This is a genomic window from Sphingopyxis sp. BE235 (genome assembly GCF_031457175.1).
GTDB lineage: Bacteria > Pseudomonadota > Alphaproteobacteria > Sphingomonadales > Sphingomonadaceae > Sphingopyxis.
On record NZ_JAVDWC010000001.1, the window covers coordinates 494,348 to 512,560 of the forward strand.

Below are 18,213 nucleotides of genomic sequence, written 5' to 3' on the forward strand. Positions count from 1 at the left end.
GCGCAAAGAAAATCGGCCTTTCGCGCGGCCGCCAGCGTTGCGCTCTATTTCTCCGACAAAGCGAAGTCGACGCGCACCGAAACCTGCGATTCGCTGACCCCCGGATTGAACGGCGGGGCGGCGTTGGCCGATTGAGCAGCGGCCTCATAAGCGACGCCGCCGGCATAAGGCATCGGTGGCGCGCTGTCGCCGCCATCGCGGATCGTCAGCACCCGGTCGATCTTGAGCCCCGCGGCGCCCGCATAAGCGTCGGCGCGCGCGCGCGCGGCGCGATAGGCGGCGGCGTAAGCCGATTTGGTCGCAGCTTCCTGATCGGAGACGCGTAGCGTCGGCCCCGACAGGACATTGGCACCCGCCTCTGTCGTCGCGGCGACGGCTTCGCCCGCCTTGTCGACCGCGCGCATCCGCACCTCGACCTGATTGACGGCTTCATACTTGCCCTTGTTGGCGCCCCAGTCGATCCGGTTCACGGTCAGCTGGCGCGTCTGGAGATCCTTGCCCGCGACACCAAAGGCTTTGAGCGCCTCGGTCACCTTGGTCATCGTTTCATTGTTGCGCTGCGTCGCGGCTTCGGCCGACGCCGCGATGGTGCTCACGCCGGCGGTGAAGCGCGCCTCGTCGGGCCGCGTTTCGGATCGGCCGGTCGCGGAGACCGAGAGCAGCGTCTCGTCATGCCCGACGCCGCGCGGGTCGGGCGCCTTTTCGCTGCACGCGCCGAGCGCGAGCAAAGGAATCAGCATAAGGGTCTGGGTGCGCATATATTTTCTCCCGTTCGATGCGACCTAGCGCATGACGGGGGAATCGGTTCCTTACCAACCCCAGGGCGCGGGCGGCGGCGTCACCGGTTTCGCATAATCAAAGGCAACGCGGAAATGCCGTCCCTGCCGGTCGAGGCCGTAGGTGAAGCCCGCGTCCGTCGTTTCGACCGACCAGATGTTGCTATTCGAAACGCTGCGGCCGGTTGCGGTGAACATCGCGATCGATTCGGCGTCGACGGGGAAGGTCTGGCGCGTTGCCGTCCCGGCATCGGCGGTGTCGCCGCCATAGAGGGTGACGGCGTCGGGCTTGCCGTCGGCGTGGCGATGGTCGTGCTTGAGGCGGAGGCCGGCGGGCGTCCGGGTGATGACCCATGTCCGCGAGCGATCCCAGCCGCCGTCTTCGGCCAGCCCGTCGATGTGAAAGGGAATCTCGATCCGGTCGGGCGTGCAATGGCGGACGTGCATCACCATCGCCTTGCCGCGCATCTCGGCGTCGGCCTCCTGATCGCTTGCGAGCTTGCCGGCGTAGGCTTGGCCGCAGCGCGCCGAAAGCGCCTCGAAAAACGCATCCTGCGGGCTGTTGGCGACGGAAGTCGTGGCGCATCCCGCGAGCATGGTCGCGGTGAGCAGCGAAAGCGCGGCTTTCACTTCAGCAGGCCGAGTCGCGGGATCTCGACCTTGGGGCAGCGATCCATGACGACGGTCAGTCCCGCGGCCTCGGCGCGTTTCGCCGCGGCTTCGTCGATGACGCCGATCTGCATCCACACCGCCTTCGCGCCATGGACGATCGCCTCGTCGACCGCGGTGCCGGCGTCGGCGCTGTTGCGGAAAATGTCGACGAGCTCGGCGGGCGGTTCGACGTCGGCGAGCGTCGCGACGACGGGCGCGCCGTGGATTGTCTTGCCGGCGTGGCCGGGGTTCACCGCGATCACGTCATGCCCTTGGCCCACGAGGAAGGCGAGGACGCCGTTCGACGGGCGTGCCGGGTTCGGCGACGCGCCAACGACGGCGATGCGGCGCTTTTGTCCGAGCAGTTCGCGGATTTCGCCTTCGTCGTTGATCGCCATTATCGCCCCTTTCGTGTGTTCAGCCAGTCGGCAACCTTCGCCGCTATCGCATGGAATGGCTCGCCCGCGGGATCGGTTCCCGCCGCGGGCGGCACGCCGCCATCGCTCGCAAGGCGGATGCCCATCGACAGCGGCACGCGCCCGAGGAAGTCGAGGCCCATCGTCTTTGCCGCCGCTTCGGCGCCGCCGCACCCGAACGGGTCGCTGACCTCGCCGCAATGCGGGCAGGCATAGCCCGCCATATTCTCGACAAGCCCGATGATCGGCACGTCGGCCTGTTCGAACAGGCTGACCGCGCGCGTCGCGTCCATCAGCGCCAGGTCCTGCGGGGTCGATATGATCACCGCGCCCGCGGGCTTGTGGCGCTGGATCATCGTCAGCTGGACGTCGCCGGTGCCCGGCGGCAGGTCGACGACGAGCGTGTCGATGTCGCCCCAGCTTGCGTCGACGAGCTGTTCGAGCGCCTTGCCCGCCATCGGGCCGCGCCACGCGATCGCCTGTCCGGGCGCGGCGATCTGGCCGGTCGAGAGCATCGGCACGCCATAGGCGTTGGGGACGGGGGCCAGCTTCGATCCGCGCGCTTCGGGCTTCACGCCCTCGCTGTCCATCAATCGGGGTTGCGAAGGCCCGTAGATGTCGGCGTCGACCAGCCCGACTTTCACGCCGAGGCGGCGCAGCGCGACCGCGAGGTTCGCGGCGAGGGTCGATTTGCCGACCCCGCCCTTGCCGCTGCCAACCGCGATGATCGTCATCGCTTTCTTTTCGGCGGTCATCGCGATGCGGACCTCGCGCACCCCGGTTTCGGCAAGCAGGCCGGCGCGGAGCTTGTCTTCCAGCGGCTGGCGCTCTTCGACGGCAAGCCCCGACACATCGAGCACCACCGCGAGCAATCCCGAATCGTCGAGCATTCGCAGGCCTGACGACCGTCCTCCACTGAGGTCGGCGGCAGCGGCGGTCAGGCGGGCGATATCGGCGCTTTGTTCGGTCATGTCCGCGGCAGATAGGCATGATTGGTGCGTTTGCCAGCCATTTTCGTGCGCACCCCCTGTTAATCGCGGCCGCCGACCCTATAAAAGCCTTATGAACGACAAGATTGACGGCAGCATGGGACGCCGCAGCCCGAGAGGATTGCGGCAATTTTTCCATCAGATCAGCCAGATGGCCAACAGCCCCTGGGGCAGCGGTCCCGGCAAGGGGGATGATGACGGGAAGGGTGATGGCAAAAAGCCCGGCCCGCGCAACCCGTGGGTCACGCCCGATCCGGCCGACCAGCGGCGCGCGCAAAAGCCGCGCGGCCCCTCGGCGCTCGACGAATTGCTGCGCAAGGGACGCGGCGGTTTCGGCGGGGGCGGCTCGGGCGGCGGCAGCCCGTTCAATTTCGGCGATTCGGCGAAGCTCTGGAAATGGGTGGTGCTCGCGCTCGTCGCCGCGTGGGTGCTTTTCTCCTCCTTCCACATCGTACCGCCCGAAAAGGAAGGCGTGGTCACGCGCCTCGGCAGCTATTCGCGCACCGTCGGGCCCGGCGTGAAACTGACCTGGCCGGCGCCGATCGAGCGCATCCGCCTCGAGGACGTTCGCGCGATCCGCACGATGGCGGTCGGCTCGCCGAACGCGACCGACGAGAATTTCGTGCTGACGCGCGACCAGAGCATCGTCGACCTCGCTTATGAGGTCCGCTGGTCGGTGCGCGATCCCGAGCTGTTTTTCTTCCAGCTCGCCGATCCCGAAGGCACGATCCGCGAAGTCGCCGAAAGCGCGATGCGCGCGACGGTCGCGAACTTCGACCTCGTCCAGGCGATCGGCCCCGGCCGCGTCGAGATCGAGGCGCAGGTCCAGCAGCGCATGCAGGAATTGCTCAACCAGTATCGCGCCGGGGTGATGATCCAGGGCATCGCGATCCGCCAGGTCGACCCGCCGAGCCAGGTCGACGAGGCGTTCAAGGAAGTCACCGCGGCGCGGCAGGAACGCGAATCGGCGATCAACCTCGCGCGCGCCTATCAGCAGCAGGTGCTCGAACGCGCCCGCGGCGACACGTCGGCATTCGACCAGATCTACGCGCAATATGAACTGGCACCCGAAGTGACGCGCAAGCGCCTTTATTATGAAACGATGGAGAATGTGTTGTCGAACGTCGACAAGACGATTGTCGAAGCACGCGGGGTGACCCCCTATCTGCCGCTCAACGAAGTGCAGAAGCGGATCAAGGCGCCTGAAGCCGCCACGAAGGGAGGCGAATGATGTTCGGTTCGTTCTTCCAGAACCCGATGCGGCTGCTCTTTGGCGTGGTCATCATACTCGTCATCCTGTCGCAATCGCTGGCGATCGTGCCCGAGGACAAGCAGGCACTGATCCTGCGCTTCGGCGAGATCGAGCGGACGGTGAACCGCTACAAGGAAGGCGAGGATTTCGGCAAGTCCGGCGCCGGCCTCGTCCTGCGCGTGCCCTTCACCGACGGCATCCAATATATCGACAAGCGCATCCTCGGCGTGAACATGGAGCGCCAGCAGGTGCTCTCGACCGATCAGCAGCGCCTGCAGGTCGACGCCTTTGCGCGCTTCCGCATCACCAATCCGGTGCGTATGTACACCGCGATCCGCACCGAGGATAAATTGCAGGCGCAGCTTGCGACGATCCTCGGCTCGTCGCTGCGCAACGAGCTGGGCAAGCGCACCTTTGCGACCTTGCTGTCGCCCGAACGCGGTGCGGTGATGGACAATATCCAGGTCGCGTTGAACCGCGAGGCGAACAAATATGGCGCCGAGATCATCGACGTTCGGATCAAGCGCGCCGACCTTCCCGAAGGCGCGACGCTCGAGGCGGCGTACAACCGCATGCGCACCGCGCGCCAGCAGGAAGCGATCTCGATCCGCGCCGAAGGGCAGAAGGAAGCGCAGATCATCCGCGGCAGCGCCGATGGTGAAGCGGCGCGTATCTATGCCGCCAGCTTTGGCAAGGACCCCGAATTCTATGACTTCTACCGCGCGATGCAGAGCTATCGGCAGACCTTCCTGGGTGAAAACAACACGGGCGGGACGTCGATCATCATGTCGCCCGACAATGAATATCTGAAGCGGTTCAGCGGCGGTTGATGAGGGCGGCTGCCGGCTGAATGGAACTTGCAGCGCTCGTTCATGTTCAATCACCGTTCAGCCAATTCGCCGCAGATAGCCGCGGCCGGGGCAGATGAGTTTTTCGAGAACGAAAAGGAATTTCGATCGTGCGTTATGTTTATGGCATCACTTCGGCCTTGCTGGCGGGTGGCACCGCGCTGGCGCTGGTCACCCAGTCCCCCGTCGGCGCGCAGGTCGCGCAGAATGAGAAGAGCGAAATCGCCAAGGTCGTTCCGCGTTCGGGTGCGCCCGAAAGCTTCGCCGACCTGGTCGAACAGCTGCAGCCCGCGGTGGTCAACATCTCGACCAAGCAGGAAGTCACGCTCGGCGTCCGGCTCAACCCCTTTGCCGGGACGCGCGAGCCGATCACGCAGGAACAGCAGGGCGGCGGCTCGGGCTTCCTGATTTCGGCCGACGGCTATATCGTCACCAACAATCACGTCATCTCGGGCGGTCCGCGCGGCGAGGCGGTGAACCAGGTGACGGTGACGCTGACCAACCAAAAGGAATATAAGGCGACGATCGTCGGCCGCGACGTCGCGTCCGACCTCGCGCTGCTCAAGATCGACGCGACCGGCCTGCCCTTCGTCAAATTCGCCGACGGCGGCACCGCGCGCGTCGGCGACTGGGTCGTCGCGATCGGCAATCCGCTCGGCCTCGGCTCGACGGTGACCGCGGGCATCATCTCGGCGGTTCAGCGCAACATCGGGCAGGGCGGCGCCTATGACCGCTATATCCAGACCGATACCGCGATCAATCGCGGCAATTCGGGCGGCCCGCTGTTCGACCTGCAGGGCAATGTCGTCGGCATCAACAATATGCTGATCTCGCCCGTCGGCGCGAACATCGGCGTCAATTTCGCGATCCCCGCCGATGCGGCGATCCCGGTGATCAACGCGCTGCGCGCGGGCGAGAAGGTCCAGCGCGGCTATCTCGGCATCGGCATCGCGCCGGTCGACGAGGATCTCGCGGCGGCGCTCGGCCTGCCCAAGGACCGCGGCGAGTTCATCCAGCGCGTCGAACCCGCACAGGCGGGCGAAAAGGCCGGGTTGAAGCGCGGCGACGTCGTGACCAAGGTCAACGGCAAGGACGTCACGCCGCAGCAGACTTTGTCGTACATCGTCTCGAACACCAAGCCGGGCACGCGCATCCCGCTCGAGATCATCCGCGACGGCAAGGCGATGACGCTCAATGTCCTCGTCGGCACGCGTCCGCCCGAGGAAGAGCTGGCGGGCGCCAATTTCGACCCCGAGGCCGAGCAGGCAGAACCCGAGGATCCGACCGGCGCGGCCGACAAGGCGATCCAGGACGAGCTTGGCCTGTCGGTGCAGGTGGTGACCCCCGATATCGCGCGCGCGGTGGGTGTCGACGCCGGAACCAAGGGTCTGGTGATCGGCGCCGCGTCGGCGAGCAGCGACGCCGGCCGCAAGGGCCTGCGCCGCGGCGACGTGATCCTCAGCGCGAACCGCACCCCGGTCACGACGAGCGAGGCGCTCGCCAGGACCATCGCCGACGCGAAGAAGGCGGGCCGCGATGCGGTGCTGCTCGAAATCCAGCGCCGCGGCCAGCCGTCGGCCTTTATCGCGATTCGCGTGAAATAGGCTTCGGCTTCCGGTCCATCAAACGGGGCGCCGCACCTTCGGGTCCGGCGCCCTTTTTGTTTGCGCGCCGCGGTTCTTGTTCATATTATGTTCTCATAAGAACGAGTCGGGAGAAAGATGATGATTGGCTATGTGACGCTGGGCACGAAGGATCTGGCAAAGGCGGCGGTCTTCTATGACGCAATTGCCGCCGAACTCGACACGCCGCGGATGATGGAGTTCGACGGCTTCATCGCGTGGGGCAAGCCGGGCGGCGGCGCGGGCATCGGGCTGACGCGGCCCTTCGACGGCAATGTCGCGACGGTCGGCAACGGCGTGATGGTCGCGCTGCAGGCGAAGGACAAGGACCAGGTCCACCGCCTCCACGAAATCGCGCTCGCGCATGGTGGCACATGCGAAGGTCCGCCGGGACCGCGCGGCGAGGGGTTTTACGCCGGCTATTTCCGCGACCCCGACGGCAACAAGCTCAACGCCTTCATCATGGGGTGAATGGGTCGGGGTCGATCTCGGCTTTGGGGGTGGGGAGCGGGCGTTCATGTTCCCCACTTTCGTCATCGCGGACTTGATCCGGGTGACGATGATTGGGGAGACGGCATTCGGTCACGCGCCGCCCTACGCCTCCCGCAACAATGGCCAGAGTTCCAGCCACTTTTTGGATCGCCGTCGCTCGTCGTAAACGTCGCGCTTCAGGTCGACGAAATTTGCCGCGGGACGCAAGATCAGGCCGAAAAGATCGTCGGTGCCCAGGGGAGCTGCGACTTCGCAGAGGCCGGCACCATGATGTCGGGCCGCAACGGCGGTCGCTGTCTCGGGCCAATGGCGCATTGCATCGATGGCGGAAGCATAAGGCGGATCGCCGTTACGGATGTGCATCCGTGCCTGATTCTTGACCGACCAGAGGGCCGATGGCTCGATTGCCGCCAGCCGATCCTCGTGGTGCCGATCGAGTGCCGGGTCGGTTCGATCGGGATCGTACCAGATCACGTCGATATCGCCATTGGGCGCCGATGGCGGATATTGGTGCAGATGATCCCAAACCGCGTTTCGGATAAAACCCGCCCCGATCCAGCAATCGGGCAGATCGAGCGCCGCAACCGTCGCGAGCAGATGCCAGCGCCGCCGGTCGGCGCGCAGGATGGAAATTATCTCGGCCTCCGCAGCGCTCATCTGCAAGAGATAGCGTGCTTGGCGGCGATTGGATATGCCCGCCGCCGGTCGATGCCGGCGGCGGGCATGGAAAGCGCCTTTCCTAAAATATCCCGCCATGATCTATGCTGTCGGATGGCCCGACCCGACACCATTGCTGTTCTTGCCCGTGGCGCGATGGGCCGACCGCCGGCGCGATCCGTTAAAGCCACAAAAGCCCCATTTTCGCTTCGCGCGTGCGGGGCTTTTGTGGCTTTAGCGCCAGCGGCGGTGTTCCCCCGTGCCGCCGCGAAACGCGAATTCAGTGTAAAGTTCGGCGGTTTTTGGCCGTGTGCTGGTTTCGGCGGCCACGCTGGTTTGCCGATTGCCTGCACTCACCCGCCGCTCTAACCTCGACGCAACATTTCAAGGTGGAGGACAGCGGGTGAGCGACGGCAGTACGGCAAGCGAAATCTATATCGGCCTTGGCGGGGGCGGCGCAGCCGATGGCCCGCGCCAGTCGCTGGTGCTGAAACGTGCGAACCGTCACGGGTTGATCGCGGGTGCGACCGGCACCGGCAAGACGGTGACCTTGCAGGGGCTCGCCGAAGGCTTTTCGGCGGTCGGCGTTCCGGTGTTTGTCGCCGATGTGAAGGGCGACCTTGCCGGCATGGCGATGGCGGGCAGCCCGACCGCGAAGACGCACGAGATTTTCGCCGCGCGCGCCGCCGAGATCGGCGATGCGACATGGGCCTATCGCGACAATCCGGTGATCTTCTGGGATTTGTTCGGCGAACAGGGGCACCCCGTGCGCACGACGATTTCCGAAATGGGCCCGCTGCTGCTCGCGCGGCTGATGGGGCTCAACGAGGTGCAGGAGGGCGTGCTCGCGATTGCGTTCCGCGTCGCCGACGAACAGAATCTGCTCCTGCTCGACCTCGGCGACCTGCAGGCGATGCTGTCGTGGTGCGCCGAAAGCGCCGACGAGCTCACCACCAAATATGGCAATGTGTCGAAGGCGACCGTCGGCACGATCCAGCGCCAATTGCTGACGCTCGAAAGCCAGGGGGGCGCCAATTTCTTCGGCGAGCCCGCGCTCGACATTCAGGACATGATCCGCACCGACGAAAATGGCCGCGGCTATGTGAATATCCTCGCCGCCGACAAGCTGATGGCGAGCCCGAAGCTTTACGCGACCTTCCTCCTCTGGATGCTCAGCGAGATGTTCGAGACGCTTCCCGAGGTCGGCGACCCCGACAAGCCGAAGCTCGTCTTCTTCTTCGACGAGGCGCATCTGCTGTTCGACGATGCGCCGCCCGCGCTGACCGAAAAGATCGAGCAGGTCGTGCGCCTGATCCGCTCGAAGGGCGTCGGCGTCTATTTCGTCACGCAGAACCCGATCGACGTCCCCGAGGAAGTCGCGGGCCAGCTCGGCAACCGCGTCCAGCATGCGCTGCGCGCCTTCACCCCGCGCGACCAGAAAGCCGTGAAGGCGGCCGCCGACACCTTCCGCCCCAACCCCAAGGTCGATGTCGCGCGCGAGATTACCGAGCTCAAGGTCGGCGAGGCGCTGGTGTCGCTGCTGATGGCCGACGGCGCGCCGTCGCCGGTCGAACGCACTTTGATCAAGCCGCCCTGCTCGCGCGCGGGACCGCTCGACGCCAAGGAGCGCGCGATCATCAAGTCGATCTCGCCCGTCGAGGGCAAATATGACACCGCCATCGACCGCGAAAGCGCCGAGGAGCTGCTCGCCGCCAAGGCCGAGCAGGCGCAGGCGGCCGCAATCGAGGCGAAGGCGCAGGCCGAAGCCGACAAGCAGGCGGCGATCGCCGCGAAGGAAGAGGCGAAGGTCAAGGCTGCCGAGGAACGCGAGCGGCTGCGGCTCGAAAAGGCCGCGGCGCGCGAAGCCGCGAAACCGTCGATGACCGAAAAAATGGTCCAGTCGGCGGCACGCTCGGCGGCGACGAGCCTCGGGCGGCAGGTTGCGGGCAAGTTCGGCGGCCAGCTGATGCGCGGGATATTGGGCAGCCTGTTCAAGTGAGCGAAGCCGATGCCGCGCTGATGGAGGCGAGCCTGACGGCCGTCGCCGACGCCGGCATCGACATCCGCCACGCCCTGTTCGACCGCTTCTTTGCTGCGTTTCCCGAGCGGCGCGCGAGCTTCATGGTCGTCGACGCCTCGTCGCGGCGGATGACCGACGAGACGCTGCAGATGATGTTCGGGCTGGCGAAGCGCGAAGGCTGGGTGTGGCCGCTCGTCGCCGAGCTTGTCTTCACCCACCGCGCCTATGGGCCGCTGCCGATCGCCGAATATGACGCCTTCATCGACATGACGGTCGCCGAACTGGGCGCTGCGGCGGGCGGGGCATGGAGCAACGAGACGGCGACCGCGTGGCAGCGCCATGCCGATGCGCTCAAGGCGATGATTCGCCGCGCGCGCGCCGAATGGGAAAGCGCGATGCCGGTCGGGGCGCCGCAGCCGGCCGAGTAATAATCCACCCTCGTCATTCCCGCGAAGGCGGGAATCCCGCTTATTCAAGCGCTGGTTCAAAGCGGGATCCCCGCCTTCGCGGGAATGACGAAATGGATTGTTTTCTTACTTCGCCTTCAACCAGCCGGCGATTTCGCCCTTGATGCGCGGGCGGCTGACGCTGCGTTCCTTCAAGGACGCGAGCGTCTTGTCATAGGGCTTGCGCACGTCGGCGGGCAGCGGCGCCGCGATCCGCTCGAGCTTCGTGATCATCGCGGGATCGTTCGACGAGGCTGCGAGGCCCGCGAGGAAGCGCGCGCGTGCCGAGGCGTCGATCAGCCGGTCGACCGCGGCCTGGTTTGCCTGCGCGAAATCGACCGCCAGTTCGGGGTGATTCTTCGCGACCGCGCCGATGATCGAGGCGCTGACGGTCTTGCCGGGTTCGTCGGTGAGCGCGAGGTCGAGGGCGCGTTTGGCAAGGGGTTCGTCCTTCGTATTGCCCAAGAACGTATAGAAGGCGCTGCGTTCGACCGCCGATTTCGATCCCTTCGCCATGGCGCGCAGCTTGGTCCATTCAGCCTCGCTCGCGTTCGCCGCGACGATGTCGAGCCAGCGCGATTTCAGGGGGCCGTCGAGCGCCGCGGGATTGCTGTCGAGCAGCGCGAAGCGGCGGCGGGCCTCTGCCAGCACCTTGGCGTCGCCCAACGTCCCGAGCGCGCCGAGCAGTTCGGAGCGCAGGATGCTGTCGAGCGCGGGTTCGCCGACACGCGCGTCGAAGCCGAGGCGTCCCATCGCGGGCGTGAGCGCCGCCGCACCGCGTGCCGCGATCTGTTTCTGCACCGCCGGCTGGTCGTCGAAATAGCCATATAGCGCCGCGTAACGCCCCGCGACGTCGCCGAGCAGCTTCTGGCTCGCATCGTGCGGCACTGCTGTCAGCAGGTCGAGCGCGGCGCCCATCGGCTGGTAGCCCGCATAAGCGAGCGCGAAATTGTCGCCGAGCAGCCCGAGCTGGTCGATCGGAGCGAGCTTCGCGAAGTCGCCGCGGAGCGCGGCCAGCGCGGCGGGCGAATAGAGGGTGCGGTAATAGCCCGCCTGACCCGCGTTGATCAGCACGGGGCCGCAACCGGGCAGGGTGAGCGTGCCGGTGCCGCCGGCGACCACCTGCCGCGCGACCGCGCCATTTCCGGCGCGCGCGAGCACGGGCACCTGCCAGCGGCGGCCTTCGGCGGCGATGCTGTCCTTGCGATCGCGCGAAAACTCGCTCTGCGTCAGCTGGACGGTGGTGTTGCCACCCGCGCAGGACACGGCGCCGACGCGAAGCAGCGGGATTCCCGGCTGGTTCGTAAAATCATGCGCGATCGCGGTCAGCCCCTTCGCGCCCGCCGCCTCGACCGCGTTCCACAGATCGTCGGTGCGCGTGTTGGCATATTTATGCTTTGCCATGTAGCTCTGCAGCCCGCCGCGCCACACATCCTCGCCGGCATAGGCTTCGAGCATCGTGATCACCGCCTCGCCCTTCTGGTAGGTGATCGCGTCGAACGCCTGGTTGGTGTCCTCGACGGTGCGGATCGTCTGGACGATCGGGTGCGTCGTCGCAAAGGCGTCGAGCGCCATTGCGCGCTCGCGGCCGTCGACGCGGTCGAGCAAAGGCTGCCAGTCGGGATGGAAATGGTCGCTCGCCTTGGTTTCCATCCAGCTCGCGAAGCCTTCGTTGAGCCAGAGGTCGTCCCACCACGCCATGGTGACGAGATCGCCGAACCATTGGTGCGCGACCTCATGCGCCTGCGTCGAATAAATCTGCTGGCGCGTCGCTTCGCTGGTGATCTTCGGATCGTCGAGCAGGATGCGCTCGAAGGTGAAGATCGCGCCCCAATTTTCCATCGCGCCGAAGAATTGCGACTGGCCGGGCCCCGCGACATTGTCGAGCTTGGGCAGCGGATAGGGCTGGCCGAAATAGTCGCTGTAATAGCCGAGCAGGGGGCCGAGGCTGTCGAGCGCGAAGCGCGCCTGCTCGCCCGACCCCTTGGGCGACACGATGCCGACCTCGGCGCCGCTCTCGCTTTTCGCCGCGAGCCGCTCGAAATGGCCGGTCGCGAAGAAGAGGAGGTAGGACGACATTTTGGGCGAGATCTGGAAGGTGACCTTCTTCTTGCCGCCCTCGACCGGCGTTTCGCTCGCCACGGGCATGTTGCTCACCGCCAGATCGCCCGCGGGAACGGTCGCCGCGAGGGTGAAGGTCGCCTTGTAGCTCGGCTCGTCGAAGCTCGGGACGAAGCGCCGCGCGTCGGGCGCCTCGAACTGGGTGAACAGTCCGCGCACCTCATTGCCGGTAACCTTGTCGGGATAATCGAGCGCGAAAAGTCCGTTCGCCTGCGTGTTGATCACCCCGGTGTAGCTGGTGGTCAGGCGGTATTTGCCGCGCGCGAGCGTTGCGGGGGCGTTGAAATTTACCGTCTGCGCGGCAGCATCGACCGTGACGGTCAGCGGAATCGCCTTGCCGTCGGCGCCGGTCAGGCTCGCGCTCTCGAAGCTGAGGTCGAGAGCGTTCAGCGTCAGCGTCGCCGAGGGTTCGTAAAGCTCGAGGTCGATGCCCGCGTCGCCGGTAAAGCGCAGCGCCTTGGCGTCGGGCGTGACGCTGATGTCATAATGCACCGGCCACGCGATCCGCGGCAGCTGGCTCGGCACGCTGGTATCAAGCGGTGCGCCGGTGAGCGCGGTCGCGGCGGCGAGAGGGGTTGGGGATTCGACCCCCGGCTGCGCGGCGCAGGCGGCAAGGCCGAGCGACGAGACGGCGGCAACAAGCAAATGACGAGTCGAGAGTTTCATGATTGCGATCCCCGGTAATGATTTTGCGGTCCGGGCTAGGCGCATGCGCCAGCCCCCGCAACGCCCCCTTTCGGCAGGCCGTCGTCGAGGCTCGACAGACGGCACGCGATGAGGCAGCTTTGGTTGCATGACAAAACCTATATTGCCTGGAGAGGTAGCCGCCGCCGTCGTCGACCCCGTCGCATACGGCCAATGGGATCCGCTGCACGAACAGCTCGCCTGGGCCCGCGCGAATGCGCCGCTCGCTGTCGCCGAGAATCACGATCACGACCCCTTCTGGCTGGTGACGCGCCACGCCGACATCATGGCGATCAGTCGCGACCCGCAGCGTTTCGCGAACGGCATCCGCCCGACGGTGCTGACCAACCGCGACGGCGAGGCGCTGGCGCGCGCGGCGACGCCGAATAATGACGGGCATCTGATTCGTTCGCTCGTCCAGATGGATGCGCCCGACCATATGAAATACCGGCTGCTGACGCAGAGCTGGTTCATGCCCAAGAATTTGAAGATCGTCGAGGATCGCGTCCGCCAACTGGCGCGCGAGACGGTCGATCATATGCTCGAAGCGGGCGGAGAGTGCGATTTCGCGCGCGACGTTGCGGCGCATTATCCGCTGCGCGTCATCATGGATATATTGGGCGTCCCGCGCGAGGACGAGCCGCGCATGCTGATGCTGACCCAGCAATTGTTCGGCCCGACCGACCCCGAACTGAACCGCAGCCGCGAGGCGATCACCAGCGCCGAACAGGCGATCGCGATGCTCAACTATGTGATCGCCGATTTCGAAAATTATTTCGGAGCGCTCACCGCCGAGCGCCGTGCCAACCCGCGCGAGGACATTGCGACGGTGATCGCCAATGCGACGGTCAATGGCGAGCAGATTCCTGATCGCGAAATGTCGGGCTATTATATGATCGTCGCGACTGCGGGGCATGACACGACGAGCGCGTCGACCGCGGGCGCAATCATGGAACTCGCGAAGAACCCGGCGCTGTTCGAGCGTTTTCGTGCCGCCGATAGCGATAAGGCGGGGCTGATCGAGGAAGCGATCCGCTGGACCACGCCGGTGCAGCATTTCATGCGCAGCGCCAGGGAAGATGTTGAGATCGGCGGCCAGACGATCCGCGAGGGAGACTGGCTGATGCTCAATTATGTTTCGGGCAACCGCGACGAGGCGGTGTTCGGCGACCCCTTCGCTTTCGATCCCGACCGCGAGAAGAACCAGCAGATCGCCTTTGGGTTCGGCGCGCATGTCTGCCTGGGCCAGCATCTCGCGCGCATGGAGATGCGTATATTGATGGAAGAGCTTTTGCCGCGGCTGAAAAACCTCGAACTGGCGGGCGAGCCGGCGCGCGTCGAATCGGTTTTCGTCGGCGGATTGAAGCGTCTGCCGATCCGGTTCGCGGCCGCCTAGCTCCATCTGACGCGGCGCCGTGGAACCATTGCCCGTCGGCCGGCGTTTCCAGCCCGGTAAAAAAAGGAGTTTGCGATGAATCTCTTAAAGAAGGCCGCGATCTCGTTCGCGGCGACGTCGATGGTCCTTGCGCCGGTGGCCGCGTCGGCTGCGCCCGCGCTGGACGCTGCCCGTGCGGGGTCCGTTGCCGAGGGTCAGAACGAACTCGAAGGTGCGAGCTGGATTGCGATCGTGCTCGGCCTTGCGATCATCGCCGGTGGTATCTGGCTGGTGGTCGATGGCAACGATGATGACGAGCCGGTAAGCCCGTAAATTCGCGGCAGGAAATGGCCCTCTCCCCGCAAGGAGGGGGCTTTTTCACGCCCGAAACCTAGGCTTTCTCGCTCGGGAAAAAGCGTGCGATGACGTCGCTCGCAAGCCGCGCGGGACGCAGCGTCTCGGCATCGATGCAGCACCATGAGGATTTAACCTCGGCCAGCACATCTTCGCCGCGCTTGATGATCGTTTCGTAAAAGGCGCGCGCGCCCTGCACCTTTTCGAGGATGACGGTCGCGATGACCTGATCGTCGAGGAAGGCGGGGCGGCGATAGGTGATCTCGTGCTTCAGCGCGACCCACAAATGCGCCGCGACCGCGTCGGGCGGCGCGATATGGCGCCAGTGCGACAGCACCGCTTCCTGCACCCAGCTCAGATAATGGGCGTTGTTAACATGCCCCATGAAATCGATCTGGTCGGCACCAACGGCGATCGCATGGTCGTGCGGAAGGGAAGCGGTGGTCATATCGCTGACACTAATGTCAATATTTTGTGACGGAAAGATGAATTATCATCCGCGCCCGCGATAGGGCGCGACGCCCTGATCGGGGAGCCACAGGTCGGCGGGCGGCGCGCTCGATTGCCAGAAGACGTCGATCGGAATGCCGCCGCGCGGATACCAGTAACCGCCGATGCGCAGCCAGCGGGGCTGCATTTCGTCGAACAGGCGGCGGCCGATGCCGACGGTGCAATCCTCGTGAAATCCGGCATGATTGCGGAACGAGCCGAGGAAGAGCTTCAGGCTCTTCGATTCGACGATGGTCTCGCCGGGCGCATAATCGATCACGAGGTGCGCGAAATCGGGCTGGCCGGTCACCGGGCAGAGCGAGGTGAACTCGGGTGCGGCGAAGCGGACGAGATAGAGCTCGCCGGCGCGCGGATTGGGGACATAGTCGAGAACCGCGGCCTCGGGCGAGGCAGGAAGTTCGCTGGACTGGCCGAGATGTTTCGGCGCGAGCGGGGTAGGGCTGGAATCGGTCATGGAAAGGCTCTAGTGCGCAGCGGCGCCGATGTCACCGATCTGGTTGGACGGAAGCGGCAGGGTTCAGCGCCAATTCAGCGGCGTGTGCGAGATATGGGTAGTGTGGGATCGCGGACAAGATGACGGTGCGTAACTTCGGGCGAGAACAGGTGGCGACGCTCGCGCTGGTGGCGGCGATGCTGAGCGCGGCGTTGCCCGCGCGTGCACAGGACACCACAACCTCGCCCCGCCCGATCGACTTCCGCTTGCCGCCGCCCGCCGATGACGGCCGTACGCCGGGTGTGCAGGGTCCCTCGGACAATGGCTTGCCGCCGGTGGCGCCGGGCGAGCGCCGCGGCCCGCCGACGCCCACCCCCGCGCCGACGCCGACGCAGCCGGTGGCGCCGCCGCGCATAGCCCCGACCCAGCCCGCGGCCGCCACCCCGGCACCCGCGCCGGCACCGACACGGCGGGGCGCCCCCGCGGTCGCGGCTCCGCGTACGGCCGCACCGGAAACCGCAAACCCGGGGGCGCCCGCTGCGACCGACAATCCGGCATTGCCGCCGCTTGAGACCGCCGCGCCGCCCGCTGCCACGGCGGCCGACGCCGCACCCATTACCGCCGACGAAACGCCGGTCGCGGCGGCTCCCGCGGACGCGCCGTCGGGTACGCCGATCTGGGCGTGGGTGCTTACCGCGCTGGCGGCTGTGGGTGCCGGTTTCTGGTACTGGCGCCGCCGCGCCGCGCCCGCCGGTCCCGCCATCGACGAATCGCCAGAGGCGCCGCGCCGGGCGCCGAAACCGCCGGTTCAGCGCGCCGCGTCGCCGGCTTCGCCAAAGCCCGTCGCGCCGAAGCCAACGCAGCCGGTGGCGCCGCGCCCGGCCGCACCCCAGCCTGCGCGCGCGCCGCTTGCGCCGCCCGAGCGGCCTCTGCCTTCGCCGCTCGTCACGCGCCCGGCGGCCGAAAAGCGCGCGATCATCGGCATGGCGCTCGACATCCGCAGCATCCGCTTCGCCGCCGACCATGTGGCGGTCGGCTTTGCACTTCACCTCATGAATCAGGGGCCGACCGCGGCGACCGGCCTGATGGTCCGCATCGCGCTCAACCAGGGATCGGCGATGACCGAACCGGTGCTGGCGCGCTTCTTCGACGGCGCGGGCGGCAGCGTGCTGCGCGACGATATGATGCTCGCGCCCGGCGCGGGCGAGGAATTGTCGACCGAGGTGATGCTGCCACGCGCCGCGATCGAGCCGTTGATGATCGGCGGCAAGCCGATGCTCGTCCCCGTCATCGCGTTCGACGTGACCTATCATTGGGACGGCGAGGGCGACGCCTTCGGCCAGAATGCGGGCAGCTTTGTGCTCGGCCGCGAGCAAGGTGCGAGCGGGAGCGAAAAGCTCGCGCCGCTGCCGCTCGACCGCGCTTCTTATACGGTCGATCGGCCCGCGGCGCGTTCGACCGCCGTCAAGCGCGCTCAATAGTTTGGCTCAAAACGGCACTGCTTTTTTGTTGCGGTGCAGCATCGGCTGGGGCAGGATCGACTGCGCTTGAAAAAGCGCGGGTGGGGGCATAGGCTGCTATTCCCCCAGAAAAGAACAGAGCCACAGCAGGATGGCCGGCGAGGGACAGGAAAAACAGGTTCCCGACCGGTCGCAACAGGAGCATGACATGGACGCCTTGGTCTCAACCGACTGGCTGGAACGCGAACTGGGGGCATCGGACTTGCGGGTCGTCGATGCGACGAAATTCCTTGCCGACGAGGGACGCGACGCGCGCGCCGAATATGAGGCGGGCCACATCCCCGGCGCGGTGTTCATGGACCTCGCCGAACTGACCGATCCGTCGAGCGACATCGACAATATGGCGCCGCAGGCCGAGAAATTCGCCAGCCGCATGCAGTCGCTCGGCCTCGGCGATGGCAGCCGCATCGTGCTTTACGACGACAGCCCGCTCAAGAGCGCGGCGCGCGGCTGGTGGCTCCTGAAGCTGTTCGGCGCGCATGACGTCGCGCTGCTCGACGGCGGCCTCGCGAAGTGGAAGGCCGAAGGCCGCGGGCTCGAAATGGGCAAGCAGACGCTGCGCCACCGTCACTTCACCGTATGGCGCGATGCGAAGGCGGTACGCACCAAGGACCAGGTGCTCGCGAACTTGGGCAGCGCCGCCGAACAGGTTGTCGATGCGCGCCCCGCGGCGCGCTTTACCGGCGAGGAACGCGATCCGCGTCCGGGCCTTGCCCCCGGCCATATCCCGAACTCGCGCAGCCTGCCGCACGGCCAACTGTTCAACGCTGACGGCACGTGGAAGCGTGGCGACGATCTGAAGGCCGCGTTCGACGCCGCGGGGGTCGATCTCGACAAACCGCTCATCACCACCTGCGGCAGCGGCATGACCGCGACCGTCGTCGCATTCGGCGCGCACCTGCTCGGTAAGGACGATGTCGCGGTTTACGACGGCAGCTGGGTCGAATGGGGCGCCGACCCCGCGACGCCCAAGGCGACCGGCGCGGCCTGACCGGCCCGGTCCCAATATCCTTCGTGTCGAAGGGTGGATTTTGGCCGGTGCTCCGC

At 66.3% G+C, this 18,213-nt stretch carries 18 protein-coding genes; 10 read left to right on the top strand and 8 right to left on the bottom strand.

What is annotated here, in order from left to right; translation table 11 throughout:
- Positions 1–44: 44 nt before the first annotated feature.
- The 4 genes from J2X38_RS02340 to J2X38_RS02355 are packed head-to-tail and all read right to left on the bottom strand — an operon-like array spanning position 45 to position 2,814.
- Complete coding sequence (locus J2X38_RS02340) at positions 45–758, bottom strand: SIMPL domain-containing protein (RefSeq protein WP_310250885.1); 714 nt, start codon at positions 756–758, stop codon at positions 45–47.
- Positions 759–809: 51 nt separating this feature from the next.
- Positions 810–1,406, bottom strand: a complete 597-nt coding sequence (locus tag J2X38_RS02345) for a hypothetical protein (RefSeq protein ID WP_310250888.1) — start codon at positions 1,404–1,406, stop codon at positions 810–812.
- A complete protein-coding gene (locus J2X38_RS02350; protein ID WP_037516940.1) occupies positions 1,403–1,825 on the bottom strand; it encodes a CoA-binding protein in 423 nt (140 codons plus the stop codon). The genes J2X38_RS02345 and J2X38_RS02350 overlap by 4 nt, the downstream gene beginning before the upstream one ends.
- Complete coding sequence (locus J2X38_RS02355) at positions 1,825–2,814, bottom strand: Mrp/NBP35 family ATP-binding protein (protein WP_310250892.1); 990 nt, start codon at positions 2,812–2,814, stop codon at positions 1,825–1,827. The genes J2X38_RS02350 and J2X38_RS02355 overlap by 1 nt, the downstream gene beginning before the upstream one ends.
- A 91-nt stretch (positions 2,815–2,905) precedes the next feature.
- Between J2X38_RS02355 and hflK the strand changes: the two genes are divergently transcribed.
- The 4 genes from hflK to J2X38_RS02375 all read left to right on the top strand — a co-directional run bounded on the left by hflK (position 2,906) and on the right by J2X38_RS02375 (position 7,025).
- On the top strand, positions 2,906–4,063 hold the full coding sequence (gene hflK, locus J2X38_RS02360; RefSeq protein ID WP_082639596.1) for a protease modulator HflK: 1,158 nt from the start codon (positions 2,906–2,908) through the stop codon (positions 4,061–4,063).
- Positions 4,063–4,914, top strand: a complete 852-nt coding sequence (hflC, locus tag J2X38_RS02365; RefSeq protein ID WP_058538831.1) for a protease modulator HflC — start codon at positions 4,063–4,065, stop codon at positions 4,912–4,914. Before hflK ends, hflC begins: the two co-directional genes overlap by 1 nt.
- 128 nt (positions 4,915–5,042) lie before the next feature.
- Positions 5,043–6,536 carry a trypsin-like peptidase domain-containing protein gene (locus J2X38_RS02370; protein WP_310250896.1) on the top strand — a complete coding sequence of 498 codons (1,494 nt, stop codon included), beginning with the start codon at positions 5,043–5,045 and terminating at the stop codon, positions 6,534–6,536.
- Between the two features lie 120 nt (positions 6,537–6,656).
- Positions 6,657–7,025, top strand: coding sequence for a VOC family protein (locus tag J2X38_RS02375; RefSeq protein WP_310252664.1), 369 nt, complete (start codon positions 6,657–6,659; stop codon positions 7,023–7,025).
- 123 nt (positions 7,026–7,148) lie between these two features.
- Here the strand turns inward: J2X38_RS02375 and J2X38_RS02380 are convergent, their stop codons facing one another.
- Complete coding sequence (locus J2X38_RS02380) at positions 7,149–7,703, bottom strand: nucleotidyltransferase family protein (RefSeq protein ID WP_310250898.1); 555 nt, start codon at positions 7,701–7,703, stop codon at positions 7,149–7,151.
- Positions 7,704–8,106: 403 nt separating this feature from the next.
- Here J2X38_RS02380 and J2X38_RS02385 point away from each other — a divergent pair, with 403 nt between their 5' ends.
- Both J2X38_RS02385 and J2X38_RS02390 read left to right on the top strand, forming a co-directional pair.
- The gene (locus J2X38_RS02385) at positions 8,107–9,702 is read left to right on the top strand and encodes a helicase HerA-like domain-containing protein (protein ID WP_405053420.1); all 1,596 of its coding nucleotides are present in this window, start codon (positions 8,107–8,109) and stop codon (positions 9,700–9,702) included.
- Positions 9,699–10,151 carry a hypothetical protein gene (locus J2X38_RS02390; RefSeq protein WP_310250901.1) on the top strand — a complete coding sequence of 151 codons (453 nt, stop codon included), beginning with the start codon at positions 9,699–9,701 and terminating at the stop codon, positions 10,149–10,151. The genes J2X38_RS02385 and J2X38_RS02390 overlap by 4 nt, the downstream gene beginning before the upstream one ends.
- Before the next feature lie 105 nt (positions 10,152–10,256).
- On the opposite strand, the gene J2X38_RS02395 is transcribed toward J2X38_RS02390, so the two are convergent.
- Positions 10,257–12,956 (bottom strand): M1 family metallopeptidase, encoded by a 2,700-nt coding sequence (locus J2X38_RS02395; RefSeq protein WP_310250904.1) that lies wholly within the window; start codon positions 12,954–12,956, stop codon positions 10,257–10,259.
- 127 nt (positions 12,957–13,083) lie between these two features.
- On the opposite strand from J2X38_RS02395, the gene J2X38_RS02400 reads away from it, so the two are divergent.
- Both J2X38_RS02400 and J2X38_RS02405 read left to right on the top strand, forming a co-directional pair.
- Complete coding sequence (locus J2X38_RS02400; protein ID WP_310250907.1) at positions 13,084–14,370, top strand: cytochrome P450; 1,287 nt, start codon at positions 13,084–13,086, stop codon at positions 14,368–14,370.
- A gap of 75 nt (positions 14,371–14,445) precedes the next feature.
- Positions 14,446–14,682: a hypothetical protein gene (locus J2X38_RS02405; protein WP_310250910.1), complete on the top strand. Its 237-nt coding sequence runs from the start codon at positions 14,446–14,448 to the stop codon at positions 14,680–14,682.
- Between the two features lie 58 nt (positions 14,683–14,740).
- On the opposite strand, the gene J2X38_RS02410 is transcribed toward J2X38_RS02405, so the two are convergent.
- The gene (locus J2X38_RS02410; protein WP_310250913.1) at positions 14,741–15,151 is read right to left on the bottom strand and encodes a thioesterase family protein; all 411 of its coding nucleotides are present in this window, start codon (positions 15,149–15,151) and stop codon (positions 14,741–14,743) included.
- A 45-nt stretch (positions 15,152–15,196) separates the two neighbouring features.
- Entirely contained in the window at positions 15,197–15,667 is a 471-nt protein-coding gene (gene queF / locus J2X38_RS02415; RefSeq protein ID WP_058538838.1) for a preQ(1) synthase, read from the bottom strand.
- Between the two features lie 119 nt (positions 15,668–15,786).
- Between queF and J2X38_RS02420 the strand changes: the two genes are divergently transcribed.
- Together J2X38_RS02420 and sseA are read left to right on the top strand one after the other, a co-directional pair.
- Positions 15,787–17,127 carry a hypothetical protein gene (locus tag J2X38_RS02420; protein WP_310250917.1) on the top strand — a complete coding sequence of 447 codons (1,341 nt, stop codon included), beginning with the start codon at positions 15,787–15,789 and terminating at the stop codon, positions 17,125–17,127.
- 187 nt (positions 17,128–17,314) lie between these two features.
- Positions 17,315–18,157 carry a 3-mercaptopyruvate sulfurtransferase gene (sseA, locus tag J2X38_RS02425; protein WP_310250919.1) on the top strand — a complete coding sequence of 281 codons (843 nt, stop codon included), beginning with the start codon at positions 17,315–17,317 and terminating at the stop codon, positions 18,155–18,157.
- Positions 18,158–18,213 lie beyond the last annotated feature (56 nt).